Source organism: Enterobacter cloacae complex sp. 6730903, assembly GCF_048283985.1.
GTDB lineage: Bacteria > Pseudomonadota > Gammaproteobacteria > Enterobacterales > Enterobacteriaceae > Enterobacter > Enterobacter hormaechei_C.
Genome location: NZ_JBLVXX010000007.1, coordinates 54,728 through 69,608, shown reverse-complemented (window position 1 = coordinate 69,608; position 14,881 = coordinate 54,728). Strand labels below are relative to the sequence as shown.

9 protein-coding genes are annotated in these 14,881 nt (G+C 57.2%); 7 read left to right on the top strand and 2 right to left on the bottom strand.

Annotated elements, in window-relative coordinates; translation table 11 throughout:
• Positions 1-68: 68 nt before the first annotated feature.
• Positions 69-914 (bottom strand): arabinose operon transcriptional regulator AraC, encoded by an 846-nt coding sequence (gene araC, locus ACNQ0W_RS05410; protein ID WP_003856402.1) that lies wholly within the window; start codon positions 912-914, stop codon positions 69-71.
• Between the two features lie 337 nt (positions 915-1,251).
• Here araC and araB point away from each other — a divergent pair, with 337 nt between their 5' ends.
• The 6 genes from araB to rluA all read left to right on the top strand — a co-directional run bounded on the left by araB (position 1,252) and on the right by rluA (position 11,436).
• Entirely contained in the window at positions 1,252-2,961 is a 1,710-nt protein-coding gene (gene araB / locus ACNQ0W_RS05405; protein ID WP_047051335.1) for a ribulokinase, read from the top strand.
• A gap of 10 nt (positions 2,962-2,971) precedes the next feature.
• Positions 2,972-4,474, top strand: a complete 1,503-nt coding sequence (araA, locus tag ACNQ0W_RS05400) for an L-arabinose isomerase (protein WP_062932369.1) — start codon at positions 2,972-2,974, stop codon at positions 4,472-4,474.
• A gap of 86 nt (positions 4,475-4,560) precedes the next feature.
• Complete coding sequence (gene araD, locus ACNQ0W_RS05395; RefSeq protein WP_061856021.1) at positions 4,561-5,256, top strand: L-ribulose-5-phosphate 4-epimerase; 696 nt, start codon at positions 4,561-4,563, stop codon at positions 5,254-5,256.
• A gap of 116 nt (positions 5,257-5,372) precedes the next feature.
• Entirely contained in the window at positions 5,373-7,730 is a 2,358-nt protein-coding gene (gene polB, locus ACNQ0W_RS05390) for a DNA polymerase II (protein ID WP_116329840.1), read from the top strand.
• A gap of 127 nt (positions 7,731-7,857) precedes the next feature.
• Complete coding sequence (gene rapA, locus ACNQ0W_RS05385; RefSeq protein WP_032652548.1) at positions 7,858-10,764, top strand: RNA polymerase-associated protein RapA; 2,907 nt, start codon at positions 7,858-7,860, stop codon at positions 10,762-10,764.
• A 12-nt stretch (positions 10,765-10,776) separates the two neighbouring features.
• Positions 10,777-11,436: a bifunctional tRNA pseudouridine(32) synthase/23S rRNA pseudouridine(746) synthase RluA gene (gene rluA / locus ACNQ0W_RS05380; RefSeq protein WP_062932371.1), complete on the top strand. Its 660-nt coding sequence runs from the start codon at positions 10,777-10,779 to the stop codon at positions 11,434-11,436.
• 31 nt (positions 11,437-11,467) lie between these two features.
• Here rluA and djlA read toward each other — a convergent pair whose 3' ends face one another.
• Positions 11,468-12,283 (bottom strand): co-chaperone DjlA, encoded by an 816-nt coding sequence (djlA, locus tag ACNQ0W_RS05375; protein WP_015572652.1) that lies wholly within the window; start codon positions 12,281-12,283, stop codon positions 11,468-11,470.
• Between the two features lie 239 nt (positions 12,284-12,522).
• On the opposite strand from djlA, the gene lptD reads away from it, so the two are divergent.
• Complete coding sequence (gene lptD / locus ACNQ0W_RS05370; RefSeq protein ID WP_062932372.1) at positions 12,523-14,880, top strand: LPS assembly protein LptD; 2,358 nt, start codon at positions 12,523-12,525, stop codon at positions 14,878-14,880.
• Position 14,881 lies beyond the last annotated feature (1 nt).

Sequence of the window (14,881 nt, the reverse complement as noted above, 5' to 3'; positions counted from 1 at the left end):
CGCGTCAAGGCATCAATTGTCTGAATAGTTTACAAGATGCGCCTGAAGTTCACCTGAATGTTTACCGATTATTCACATCCCGCACGGAATTCGCTCGGGCTGGCACCGGTGCACTTCTTAAACACGCGAGAGAAATAGAGCTGATCTTCAAAGCCGACGTTACGCCCGACGGTGGCGATAGGCATTCGGGTGGTGCTGAGCAGCAGTTTCGCCTGGCTGATGCGCTGATCCTCACGCCAGCTGAGTACGCTCACGCCAAGCTGCTGGCGGAACAGATGAGAGAGCCGTGACGGCGACAGGCACACATGCTGGGCGACGCTGGCAATATCAAACTGGCTGTCGGCAAGGTGGTCGCTGATGTACTGGCAGGCGTCGCGGACGCGGTTGTCCAGCGGCGGATTAAGCGACTCGTTAATGGCCTCCATGCGGCGCAGCAGCACCTGTTCAAGCAGGTTGATCGCCAGCAGTTCGGCGTAGCGCCCGCCCGCCTGCCCTGCCTCAATAATCTGTGCGAACAGCTCACGGAACTGCGCCAGATGCGCCTCATCCGGGCGATATAAACCGGTATGGGCGAAAATGGCCGGCCACGAGAGCCACTCCTGCCAGTAGGCGCGCGGACGGAAATAGACCCACTGGTGATACCACTCTTTGGCATCCGGGTGGCGCCCGTAGTGGTGGATCTCCCCCGGCGGGAACAGCAGCATATCACCGGGGCGGCAGATAAACTGCTGATCCCCGTTTTTGACGACCCCTTCTCCGCGTACGGTCAGGTTCAGGATATATCCCTTCATGCCAAGAGGGCGATCGACGTAAAAATCGAGATATCCCTCGGCCTCAATTGGCGTCAGCCCCGCCACCAGATGGGCGTTAAATGAGTAGCCCGGCAGTAAGGGATCGTTTTGCGGTTCGGCCATAGATTCAGTTCTCCCAAGGGTCCTGAAGGAAACCAATTGTCCATATCGATAAAAGCAGTATAAAAATGGCTCGTGAAAAGATCCAAAAAGCAACACGCCTCTTTTACGTCCGCCATGTTTCAGCCTTTTCCCCTGATTTCTCCGCCAGTACTGGCAGATAAGCAGTAACAAAAGTGTCTATAAGTGCGGCAGAAATGTCCACATAGAATATTTGCACGGCGTCACACTTTGCGTGGCTACAGCAATTTAGTCCATAAGATTAGCGGATCCTGCCTGACGATTTTTGTCCCCAGTCTCTAATGTTCTTCCATACCTGTTTTTTGGATGGAGCAACACCATGGCAATTGCAATTGGCCTCGATTTTGGCAGCGACTCAGTTCGCGCGCTGGCAGTGGACTGTACGACTGGCCAGGAGATAGCAACCAGCGTTGAGTGGTATCCGCGCTGGCAAGAGGGGCGCTACTGCGATGCGCCGAACAACCAGTTCCGCCACCACCCGCGTGATTACATTGAATCAATGGAAGCGGCGATCAAAACCGTGCTGGCAGAGCTGACGGACGCCCAGCGGGCCGATGTCGTGGGGATTGGCGTCGACAGCACTGGCTCAACGCCTGCCCCTGTCGATGCCGAAGGCCGCGTATTGGCGCTGCGACCGGAGTTTGCCGACAACCCGAACGCCATGTTTGTGCTGTGGAAAGACCATACCGCCGTGGAAGAGGCGGAAGCCATCACCCGCTTATGCCATCAGCCGGGCAAAACTGACTACTCACGGTATATCGGCGGGATTTACTCCAGCGAGTGGTTCTGGGCCAAGATCCTGCACGTTACCCGCGCGGATGCGTCGGTCGCACAGGCAGCGGCGTCATGGATTGAGCTGTGCGACTGGGTTCCAGCTCTGCTCTCCGGCACCACGCGTCCGCAGGATATTCGCCGGGGCCGTTGCAGCGCCGGGCATAAATCGCTGTGGCATGAAAGCTGGGGCGGTCTGCCTCCGGCAGCGTTCTTCGATGAACTCGACCCGATCATCAACAAAAACCTGACATACCCGCTGTTTACCGACACCTTCACCGCCGATATTCCGGTCGGCACGCTCTGCGAAGAGTGGGCGAAACGCCTCGGTCTGCCGCAAAACGTGACCATTTCCGGCGGCGCGTTCGACTGCCATATGGGGGCCGTGGGCGCGGGTGCGCAGCCCAACACGCTGGTAAAAGTTATCGGCACCTCCACCTGTGACATTCTGACGGCAGATAAAGCCAGCGTCGGCGACCGCGCGGTGAAAGGCATCTGCGGTCAGGTTGACGGCAGCGTGGTGCCTGATTTTATCGGCCTCGAAGCGGGCCAGTCTGCCTTCGGCGATATCTACGCCTGGTTTGGCCGCGTGCTCGGCTGGCCGCTGGATCAGCTGGCTGCCGCGCATCCTGAACTGAAAACGCAGATTACGGCGAGCAAAAAACAGCTCCTGCCGCAGCTCACCGACGCCTGGGCAAAAAATCCGTCTCTCGACCACCTGCCGGTGGTGCTGGACTGGTTCAACGGGCGTCGTACGCCGTTTGCCAACCAGCGTCTGAAAGGAGTGATTACCGATCTCAACCTGGCGACCGACGCGCCCGCGCTGTTTGGCGGCCTGATCGCTGCCACCGCGTTCGGCGCGCGCGCCATCATGGAGTGCTTCATCGACCAGGGCATTGACGTGAACAACGTGATGGCGCTGGGTGGGATCGCCCGTAAAAACCCGGTGATTATGCAGGCCTGCTGCGACGTGCTGAACCGGCCGCTGCAAATTGTGGCCTCCGATCAGTGCTGTGCGCTGGGCGCCGCGATTTTCGCTGCCGTGGCCGCAGGCGTCCATGCAGATATCCCGACCGCGCAACAGCATATGGCGAGCGCCGTCGAAAGTACGCTCCATCCGCAGACTCAGCAGGCACAACGCTTTGAACAGCTTTATCAGCGCTACCAGCAATGGGCAAAAAGCGCCGAACTTCACTATCTCCCTGTCGCCGCCCCGGCCAAAAGCACCGCGGACACTACGGCAACCCTGACACATTAAGGACACGATAATGACCATTTTTAATAATTATGAAGTGTGGTTTGTGATTGGCAGCCAGCATCTGTACGGACCGGAAGCGTTGCAGCAGGTGACGAAACACGCGGAGCACGTTGTGAATGCGCTGAACGCGGAAGCCAAACTGCCGTGCAAACTGGTGCTGAAGCCGCTGGGTACCACCCCGGACGAAATCACTAACATCTGCCGCGATGCCAATTACGATGACAAATGCGCTGGCCTGGTGGTGTGGCTGCACACCTTCTCGCCAGCAAAAATGTGGATCAACGGCCTGGCTATCCTCAACAAACCGCTGCTGCAATTCCACACGCAGTTCAACGCCTCCCTGCCGTGGGACAGCATCGACATGGACTTCATGAACCTGAACCAGACCGCGCACGGCGGCCGCGAGTTCGGCTTCATCGGCGCGCGCATGCGTCAACAGCATGCCGTGGTGACCGGCCACTGGCAGGACGGCCAGGCACAAAAACGCATTGGCTCCTGGATGCGTCAGGCGGTCTCTAAGCAGGACACCCGCTACCTGAAAGTGGTGCGTTTCGGCGACAACATGCGCGAAGTGGCAGTCACCGACGGTGATAAAGTGGCCGCGCAGATTAAATTTGGCTTCTCCGTCAACACCTGGGCGGTGGGCGATCTGGTGCAGGTGGTGAATGACATCAGCGATGGCGACGTTAACGCGCTGGTGGACGAGTACGAAAGCAGCTACCGCCTGACGCCTGCGGCACAGGTCAACGGCGACAAGCGCCAGAACGTGCTGGATGCCGCACGTATTGAGCTGGGCATGAAGCGTTTTCTGGAACAGGGCGGCTTCCATGCCTTCACCACCACCTTTGAAGATCTCCACGGCCTGAAACAGCTCCCGGGTCTGGCGGTACAACGTCTGATGCAGCAGGGCTACGGCTTTGCGGGCGAAGGCGACTGGAAAACTGCCGCTCTGCTTCGCATCATGAAGGTGATGTCGACCGGTCTACAGGGCGGCACCTCTTTTATGGAGGACTACACCTACCACTTCGAGAACGGCAACGATCTGGTGCTCGGCTCGCACATGCTGGAAGTGTGTCCATCCATCGCGGTGGAAGAGAAACCGATCCTCGACGTGCAGTACCTCGGCATTGGCGGCAAAGCGGATCCGGCCCGTCTGATCTTCAACACCCGTACCGGCCCGGCCATTAACGCCAGCCTGATCGACCTCGGCGACCGGTTCCGCCTGCTGGTGAACTGCGTCGATGCGGTTGAAACCCCGCATTCTCTGCCGAAGCTGCCGGTCGCCAACGCTTTGTGGAAAGCGCAGCCTGACCTGCCAACCGCGTCGGAAGCCTGGATCCTGGCCGGCGGCGCGCACCACACCGTATTCAGCCACGCGCTTGACCTGAACGATATGCGCCAGTTCGCCGAGCTGCACGACATCGAACTGACCGTGATTGATAACGACACCCGTCTGCCAGCCTTTAAAGACGGGCTGCGCTGGAACGAAGTCTATTACGGTTCAAAACGCTAAGCCCTGAATGCCCGGTGGCACTTCGTTTACCGGGCCTACGGTTCTGTAGGCCGGATAAGCGCAGCGCCATCCGGCAGGAGACGACAATGTTAGAAGATCTCAAACGTCAGGTACTCGAAGCCAACCTGGCGCTGCCAAAACATAACCTCGTAACCCTGACCTGGGGCAACGTCAGCGCCGTTGACCGGGAAAAAGGGGTGTTCGTGATCAAGCCTTCCGGCGTGGATTACACGGTAATGACCGCAGAAGATATGGTGGTGGTCAGCATCGAAACGGGTGAAGTGGTTGAAGGCAATAAAAAGCCCTCCTCCGATACGCCAACCCATCGCCTGCTCTACCGCTCATTCCCAACCATCGGCGGGATTGTGCATACCCATTCGCGTCACGCGACCATCTGGGCGCAGGCGGGCCAGCCTATTCCGGCCACCGGCACCACCCACGCGGACTACTTCTACGGCACCATTCCCTGCACACGTCTGATGACCGATGCGGAGATCAACGGTGAGTACGAATGGGAAACAGGGAACGTGATTGTCGAAACCTTCGAAAAACAGGGAATCGACGCGGCGCAAATGCCCGGCGTGCTGGTGCACTCCCACGGCCCGTTTGCCTGGGGTAAAAACGCGGAGGACGCGGTGCACAACGCGATCGTGCTGGAGGAAGTCGCCTACATGGGGATCTTCTGCCGCCAGCTTGCGCCGCAGCTGCCGGATATGCAGCAAACCCTGCTGGATAAGCATTACCTGCGTAAGCACGGCGCGAAGGCGTATTACGGGCAATAGATTGTAGGCCGGATAAGCGCAGCGCCATCCGGCTAAACAGACACTGTATAAAACCCCAGCAAACACCCCTCAACCAGGCTATAATCAGGCCTGGTTTTGTTTTATGGGATATCGGCGTGACGCAGGCGCAAGAAGGCTTTTTACTGACCAGACACTGGCGGGATACCCCTCAGGGTACTGAGGTTGAATTCTGGCTGGCAACGGACAACGGCCCGCTAAACGTTACGCTCCCGCCGCAGGAGTCCGTGGCCTTTATTCCTGAAGCTCACGTCGAGAAAGTGAAGCAACTGCTGCACGGCGAAAACAACTGGCGCCTTACGCCGCTTCAGCTGAAAGATTTCCATCGCCAGCCGGTTTATGGCCTCTACTGCCGCGCCCATCGCCAGTTAATGCGCTATGAAAAACTGCTCCGTGAAGCGGGCGTGACGCTTTACGAGGCCGACATCCGCCCGCCTGAACGCTTTCTGATGGAGCGGTTTATCACCGCCCCCGTCTGGGTAGATGGCGCCGCGCAAAACGGCAGGATCGTTAACGCGCGCCTGAAGCCTAATCCGCACTATCGCCCGCCGCTAAAGTGGGTGTCGCTGGATATTGAAACCACCCGCCACGGCGAACTGTACTGCATCGGTCTGGAAGGCTGCGGGCAGCGGGTTGTCTATATGCTCGGGCCGCCGAACGGCGATGCGTCCGCGCTGGATTTTCATCTGGAGTACGTCAACAGCCGCCCGCAGCTGCTGGAGAAGCTTAACCAGTGGTTTGCCGAGCACGATCCGGACGTGCTGATCGGCTGGAACGTCGTGCAGTTTGACCTGCGCGTGCTGCAAAAACATGCCGAGCGTTACCGTATCCCGCTGATTCTGGGGCGCGGCAACAGCGAGCTGGAGTGGCGTGAGCACGGCTTTAAGAACGGTGTTTTCTTCGCGCAGGCCAATGGTCGCCTGATTATCGACGGCATCGAGGCGCTGAAATCCGCCTTCTGGAACTTCTCTTCCTTCTCGCTGGAAGCGGTCGCCCAGGAACTGCTCGGCGAAGGTAAATCCATCGACAATCCCTGGGACCGAATGGACGAGATCGACCGGCGTTTTAATGAAGATAAACCCGCGCTCGCCACCTATAACCTGAAAGATTGCGAGCTGGTGACGCATATCTTCCACAAAACCGAGATCATGCCCTTCCTGCTGGAACGCGCAACGGTGAACGGCCTTGCGGTCGACAGGCACGGCGGCTCGGTAGCGGCCTTCAGCCACCTCTATTTCCCACGGATGCACCGGGCGGGTTATGTCGCCCCTAACCTCGGCGACGTGCCGCCGCAGGCCAGCCCCGGCGGTTACGTGATGGATTCACGGCCCGGGCTGTATGACTCGGTGCTGGTGCTGGATTATAAAAGCCTGTACCCGTCCATTATCCGCACGTTTCTGATTGATCCGGTGGGGCTGGTGGAGGGGATGGCGCAGCCAGACGATGCGCACAGCACCGAAGGTTTTCTTGGAGCACGCTTCTCGCGGGAAAAACACTGCCTGCCCGAAATTGTGGGAAACATCTGGCACGGCCGCGACGAGGCGAAACGCCACGGCAACAAGCCGCTATCACAGGCGCTGAAAATCATTATGAACGCCTTTTACGGCGTGCTGGGTACCAGCGCCTGCCGCTTCTTTGATCCCCGTCTGGCGTCGTCCATCACCATGCGCGGGCACGACATTATGCGCCAGACCAAAGCGCTGATTGAATCCCGGGGCTATGACGTGATTTATGGCGATACCGACTCCACCTTTGTCTGGCTGAAAGCGGCCCATTCAGAGGACGCCGCCGCGCAAATCGGCAAAGAGCTGGTCGCCTACGTGAACGACTGGTGGCGCGAAAATTTGCAAAAAGAGCGGTTAACCAGCGCGTTAGAGCTGGAGTTTGAGACCCATTTTGCCCGCTTTTTAATGCCGACCATTCGCGGAACCGACCAGGGCAGCAAGAAGCGCTACGCCGGGCTGATTCAGGAAGGTGACACGCAGCGGATGGTCTTTAAAGGGCTGGAGACGGTGCGCACCGACTGGACGCCACTGGCGCAGCAGTTCCAGCAGACGCTCTACCTGCGGGTGTTTCGCAACGAGCCCTATCAGGACTACGTGCGCGAAACCATTGCCAGCCTGATGGCCGGTGAGCTGGATGACCAGCTGGTGTATCGCAAGCGCCTTCGCCGCCCGCTGGCGGAATATCAGCGTAATGTTCCCCCCCACGTACGCGCCGCGCGGCTGGCGGACGAAGAGAACGTTCGCCGGGGCCGTGCGCCGCAGTATCAAAACCGGGGGACGATCAAATACGTCTGGACAACTAACGGCCCGGAACCCGTTGATTACCAGCAGTCTCCGCTTGATTACGATCACTACCTGACCCGCCAGCTTCAGCCGGTAGCGGAGGGAATTTTACCGTTCATCAATGACGACTTTGCTACACTAGTGACAGGACAACTTGGGCTATTTTGACGCGTGACGAAACCGTTGCCATCCAGTACCATAGCGCCCTTTCCATTCCCGGACCCATTTTTCGACGACCGTCTTTTTTGACGGGGTCGAACTATTGCCTGCAATTAAAGATTAGAGCCGAACAACTATGCCTTTTACACTTGGTCAACGCTGGATCAGCGATACAGAAAGCGAACTTGGATTAGGAACCGTCGTTGCCGTCGATGCGCGCATGGTTACCCTCCTTTTCCCTGCTACCGGTGAAAACCGCCTGTACGCTCGCAATGACTCCCCTGTTACCCGCGTAATGTTCAATCCGGGCGACACCGTGACCAGCCACGAAGGCTGGCAGCTGAAGGTTGAAGACGTAAAAGAAGAGAATGGACTGCTCGCCTACATCGGTACGCGTCTTGATACCGACGAGACGAATGTTATCCTGCGTGAAGTGCTGCTCGACAGCAAACTGGTTTTCAGCAAGCCGCAGGACCGTCTGTTTGCCGGGCAAATCGACCGAATGGATCGCTTCTCCCTGCGCTACCGCGCGCGTAAGTTCCAGAGTGAACAGTACCGCATGCCGTGGAGCGGCCTGCGCGGTCAGCGTACCAGCCTTATTCCCCATCAGCTGAATATCGCCCATGACGTGGGCCGTCGCCATGCGCCTCGCGTGCTGCTGGCTGACGAAGTGGGCCTGGGTAAAACCATCGAAGCAGGCATGATCCTGCACCAGCAGCTGCTCTCTGGCGCTGCCGAGCGCGTGCTGATTGTGGTGCCGGAAACGCTGCAACACCAGTGGCTGGTCGAGATGCTGCGCCGCTTTAACCTGCGCTTCTCCCTGTTCGACGACGAGCGCTATGCCGAAGCCCAGCACGACGCGGACAACCCGTTTGAAACCGAACAGCTGGTCATTTGTTCCCTGGACTTCGTGCGCCGCAGCAAGCAGCGCCTGGAGCACCTGTGCGACGCAGAATGGGATCTGCTGGTCGTCGACGAAGCACACCACCTGGTCTGGAGCGAAGATGCGCCAAGCCGTGAATACATGGCGATTGAGCAGCTTGCCGAGCGCGTACCGGGCGTTCTGCTTCTGACCGCCACTCCGGAGCAGCTGGGTCTTGAGAGCCACTTCGCCCGTCTGCGCCTGCTCGATCCGAACCGTTTCCACGATTTTGAGCAGTTTGTTGAAGAGCAGAAAAACTACCGTCCGGTGGCGGACGCCGTCGCGCTGCTGCTGGCCGGTAATCGTCTCTCTAATGATGAGCTTAACACTCTCAGCGATCTGATCGGCGAGCAGGATATTGAGCCGCTGCTTCAGGCCGCGAACAGCGACAGCGATAATGCGGGATCCGCGCGTAAAGAGCTGATCGACATGCTGATGGACCGTCACGGCACCAGCCGCGTGCTGTTCCGTAACACCCGTAACGGCGTGAAAGGCTTCCCGAAACGCGAGCTGCACACCATCAAACTGCCGCTGCCGACCCAGTACCAGACGGCGATTAAAGTCTCCGGCATTATGGGCACCCGTAAATCTGCGGAAGATCGCGCGCGCGACATGCTCTACCCTGAGCAGATTTATCAGGAATTTGAAGGCGACACCGGCACCTGGTGGAACTTCGATCCGCGCGTGGAGTGGTTGATGGGTTATCTGACCGCGCACCGTTCCCGGAAGGTGCTGGTGATCTGCGCCAAGGCAGCCACCGCCCTGCAACTTGAACAAGTGCTGCGCGAGCGCGAAGGTATTCGCGCCGCCGTGTTCCATGAAGGCATGTCTATTATCGAGCGCGACCGCGCTGCGGCGTGGTTTAGTGAAGAGGACAGCGGCGCGCAGGTTCTGCTGTGCTCCGAAATCGGTTCTGAAGGCCGTAACTTCCAGTTCGCCAGCAACCTGGTGATGTTCGATCTGCCGTTTAACCCGGATCTGCTGGAGCAGCGTATCGGCCGTCTGGATCGTATCGGTCAGGCGCACGATATTCAGATCCACGTTCCGTATCTGGAGAAAACCGCCCAGTCCGTTCTGGTTCGCTGGTACCACGAAGGCCTGGATGCGTTTGAACATACCTGCCCGACGGGCCGCACCATTTACGATCAGGTGCATGCGGATCTGATCGGTTACCTCGCGGCGCCGGAAAACACCGAGGGCTTTGATGAGCTGATCAAATCCTGTCGAGAGAAGCACGACGCGCTGAAAGCTCAGCTGGAGCAGGGGCGCGATCGCCTGCTGGAGATCCACTCCAACGGCGGTGAAAAAGCGCAGCAGCTGGCCGAAAGTATCGAAGAACAGGACGATGACACCAGCCTGATCAGCTTCTCCATGAACCTGTTCGACATCGTCGGCATTAACCAGGACGATCGCGGCGAGAACATGATCGTGCTGACCCCGTCCGATCATATGCTGGTGCCGGATTTCCCGGGCCTGCCGGAAGACGGCTGCACCATCACCTTTGAGCGTGATGTGGCGCTTTCCCGCGAAGATGCACAGTTCATCACCTGGGAGCACCCGCTGATCCGCAACGGTCTGGATCTGATCCTCTCCGGCGATACCGGCAGCAGCACCATCTCCCTGTTGAAGAACAAAGCCTTGCCTGTGGGCACGCTGCTGGTGGAGCTGATCTACGTTGTGGAAGCGCAGGCGCCGAAACAGCTTCAGCTTAACCGCTTCCTGCCGCCAACCCCGGTGCGTCTGCTGCTGGATAAAAACGGTACGAACCTGGCCGGCCAGGTGGAGTTTGAAAGCTTCAACCGTCAGCTGAGCGCGGTGAACCGCCATACCGGCAGTAAGCTGGTGAATGCGGTGCAGCAGGACGTGCATGCCATTCTGCAACTGGGTGAAGCCCAGGCCGAAAAAGCGGCCAGAGTGCTGATCGATGCGGCGCGTAGCGAAGCCGATGAGAAGCTTTCTGCCGAGCTGTCGCGTCTGGAAGCGTTGAAAGCAGTGAACCCTAACATTCGTGACGATGAGCTGGCCGCCATTGAGAGCAACCGCCAGCAGGTGCTGGAAAGCCTGAATCAGGCGGGGTGGCGTCTCGACGCCCTGCGTCTTATCGTTGTGACGCATCAGTAAGCGGAGCGCAAGATGGTAATGGAGCCCTACAATCCCCCGATGGATCCGTGGCTGGTCGTTCTGTATCAGGACGAGCACATTATGGTGGTTAACAAGCCGAGCGGCTTGTTGTCCGTGCCGGGGCGTCTGGAAGAGCATAAAGACAGCGTGATGACGCGTATCCAGCGTGATTATCCCCAGGCCGAGTCAGTCCATCGTCTGGATATGGCGACCAGCGGCGTGATTGTGGTGGCTCTGAATAAAGCGGCAGAACGTGAGCTGAAGCGTCAGTTCCGCGAGCGCGAGCCGAAGAAGCAGTATGTCGCCCGCGTCTGGGGCCATCCGGCGCAGGCGGAAGGGCTGGTGGATTTACCGCTGATTTGCGACTGGCCGAATCGGCCAAAGCAGAAGGTATGTTATGAAACCGGCAAGGCCGCGCAAACCGAGTATGAAGTGCTGGAGTACGCGCCGGATAACACCGCGCGCGTCCTGCTGAAGCCGATTACCGGGCGCTCCCACCAGCTGCGTGTGCATATGCTTGCGATGGGTCATCCGATTCTGGGGGACAGATTCTATGCGCCGCCGGAAGCGCTGGCGTTAGCGCCGCGCCTGCAACTGCATGCGCAGACGCTCACCATCACCCACCCTGCTTTCGGCAACGCCATGACGTTCAAAGCCCCGGTGGACTTCTGAAAAAATGGCCCGACTGTGTCGGGCCATTTTTTTATTTAAAACCTTTCTGCTCTTTAATCAGCTCGTAGGCTTTCTGGATTTCCTGCGCTTTTTGTTTCGCCATCTCCATCATCTCTGGCGGCAGGCCTTTCGCCACCAGCTTATCCGGATGGTGCTCGCTCATCAGCTTACGATAGGCGCGTTTGATGGTCGTGACATCGTCAGACGGCTTCACGCCGAGGACGTTACAGGCATCTTCAAGCGTAGGGCCACGCTGCGCCTGCTGCCAGCCGCCGCCGGACGATTGCTGCTGATAACCGCCGCCAAAGTGCGCGCCGCCCTGCATCATGCGCAGGAACTGATCGAACTGCATGCGGGAAATGCCCAGCTCTTCAGCAATCACATACAGGACGTCCCGTTCATTCGGATGCAGAGAGCCATCCGCGAAGGCGGCCTGGATTTGAATTTCCAGAAACATCCGAATTAAATCAAAACGCCCGAAACAGATGCTACGGAACTGCCGCATTTTTTCACGCAGCGGGTAGTGATCTGATTTACCAATCCGAAACGCATTCTGCGCCGCGATGCGGGATTCGCCGTGCAGATTCATGCGATCCATAAAGACGCTGGCCACCTGAATATCGGCTTCCGTTACGCGTCCTTTTGATTTGGTTAAGTGCCCCATCACCTCAAAGGTGGTGGAGAAAAAGAGTGACTGGCGCTCGCGCTGGTTGGCAAACCAGGCCATTTTGCGGCTGCGTGCTTTATCAAACATATGGCCGATAATGAGGCCAAGAACGACGCCCCAGAATCCGGCACCCATAATAATTGCGAACGCAACGCCGATTATTTTACCCCAATACTGCATATACTCCCCGAATGGTCATGTTCCTGGCCGACGCAACGCCATCATTACAGTGGTCGCGCCACGGTCAATTGAGGGACATCGCCTATAATTTGCATTATCATACTCGTCATTCGATAGCGAGCCTAACACTCTGGCGCGCAAACGGGCAGGATTAACGCTGGTACTGCGCTGATGAGTAAGATAGTCTCTGAGCGTTTGTAAGCCGTAGCCACTGATGACGGAACAATAAAATACAACGTATGAAAAAACGTATCCCCACCCTTCTGGCCACAATGATTGGCACCGCCCTGTATAGCCAACAGGGGCTCGCAGCCGATCTCGCCTCGCAGTGTATGCTTGGCGTCCCAAGTTACAATCGCCCACTGGTGAAAGGCGATACGAATGACTTACCCGTCACCATTAATGCCGACAGCGCAAAAGGTAATTATCCTGACAATGCGACCTTTACAGGCAATGTCGATATTAACCAGGGCAACAGTCGCCTGCTTGCTGACGAAGTGCAATTGCACCAGAAGCAACCGGAAGGTGCTCAGGCGCCTGTCCGTACGGTGGATGCGCTGGGTAATGTGCACTATGACGACAATCAGGTCATCCTGAAAGGTCCGAAAGCTTGGTCGAATCTGAATACCAAAGACACCAACGTCTGGGAAGGTGATTACCAGATGGTCGGTCGTCAGGGGCGCGGTACCGCAGACCTGATGAAGCAGCGCGGCGAAAACCGCTACACCATTCTCGAAAACGGCTCGTTTACCTCCTGTTTGCCAGGGTCAAATACCTGGAGCGTGGTGGGCAGTGAAGTGATCCACGACCGTGAAGAACAGGTTGCAGAGATCTGGAACGCCCGTTTTAAACTCGGCCCGGTGCCTATTTTCTATAGTCCTTACCTGCAACTGCCTGTGGGTGACAAACGTCGTTCAGGTTTCCTGATCCCGAACGCCAAGTACAGCACGTCGAACTACTTTGAGTTCTACCTGCCGTACTACTGGAACATTGCGCCCAACATGGACGCCACGATCACGCCGCACTATATCCATAAGCGCGGTAACATCATGTGGGAGAACGAATTCCGCTATCTGACCAAGGCGGGCACGGGTCTGATGGAATTTGATTATCTGCCATCAGATAAGGTGTTCCAGGACGAGCATCCGAGCGAAGGTGATAAGCACCGCTGGATGTACTACTGGAAGCACGCCGGGGTATTGGATCAGGTGTGGCGCTTCAACATCGACTACACCAAAGTCAGCGATCCGTATTATTTCAACGACTTTGATTCAAAATACGGCTCCAGTACCGACGGTTACGCCACGCAGAAATTCAGCGTGGGCTACGCCATTGAGAACTTTGACGCGACGGTGTCGACCAAACAGTTCCAGGTCTTTGATACGCAAACAAACAGTACCTACGGTGCAGAGCCGCAGCTGGACGTGAACTGGTACCAGAACGATGTGGGTCCTTTCGACACGCACGTTTACGCTCAGGCGGTCCATTTCGTCAACACCAACTCGGATATGCCGGAAGCTACGCGTCTGCATATCGAGCCGACGATCAATCTTCCGTGGTCAAACGACTGGGCGAGCCTGAATACTGAAGCCAAGATGATGGCCACCCACTACCAGCAGAAAAATATTGATAAATACAATGCGAACCCGAACAACGCGAACGATCTTGCAGATTCAGTAAACCGTGTACTCCCTCAGTTTAAAATGGACGGCAAGCTCATTTTCGAACGCGATATGGGCATGCTCGCGGATGGATATACCCAGACACTTGAGCCACGTATGCAGTATCTGTACGTGCCTTATCGCGATCAGAGCAAGATTCAAAACTACGACTCGTCCTTACTGCAATCTGACTATAGCGGCCTGTTCCGCGATCGTTCCTACGGCGGCCTTGACCGTATTGCGTCAGCTAACCAGTTAACGACCGGCGTCACAACGCGCATATATGATGATGCTGCCGTTGAACGTTTTAACGTTTCTGTTGGTCAAATCTACTATTTCACAGAATCACGCACTGGCGATGATAAAATTCAGTGGGAGAAAGACAACAAAACGGGCTCACTGGTATGGGCGGGCGACACTTACTGGCGCATGACGGATCGTTGGGGTCTGCGCGGTGGTGTTCAGTACGATACACGACTGGACAATATCGCGACGGGCAGCGCTGCCATCGAGTATCGTCGTGATGAGGACCGTATGTTGCAGTTGACATACCGTTACGCCAGCCCGGAATACATTCAGGCGACACTGCCTAATTATTCCGCTTCCGACCCATACAAAGACGGTATTTCACAGGTGGGTACCGCCGCGAGCTGGCCGATTGCCGATCGTTGGTCAGTCGTCGGAGCCTACTACTATGACACGAATGCCCAAAAACCTGCTGACCAGATGCTGGGTCTGCAATATAACTCCTGCTGTTACGCAATACGTGTCGGTTACGAACGCAAACTTAACGGCTGGGATACGCAAAACAGTCAGGGCAAATACGATAACGTGATTGGCTTTAATATCGAATTGCGCGGCCTGAGTTCTAACTACGGTCTGGGCACGCAGCAGATGCTGCGCTCGAACATTCTGCCGTATCGTAGTTCATTGTAAT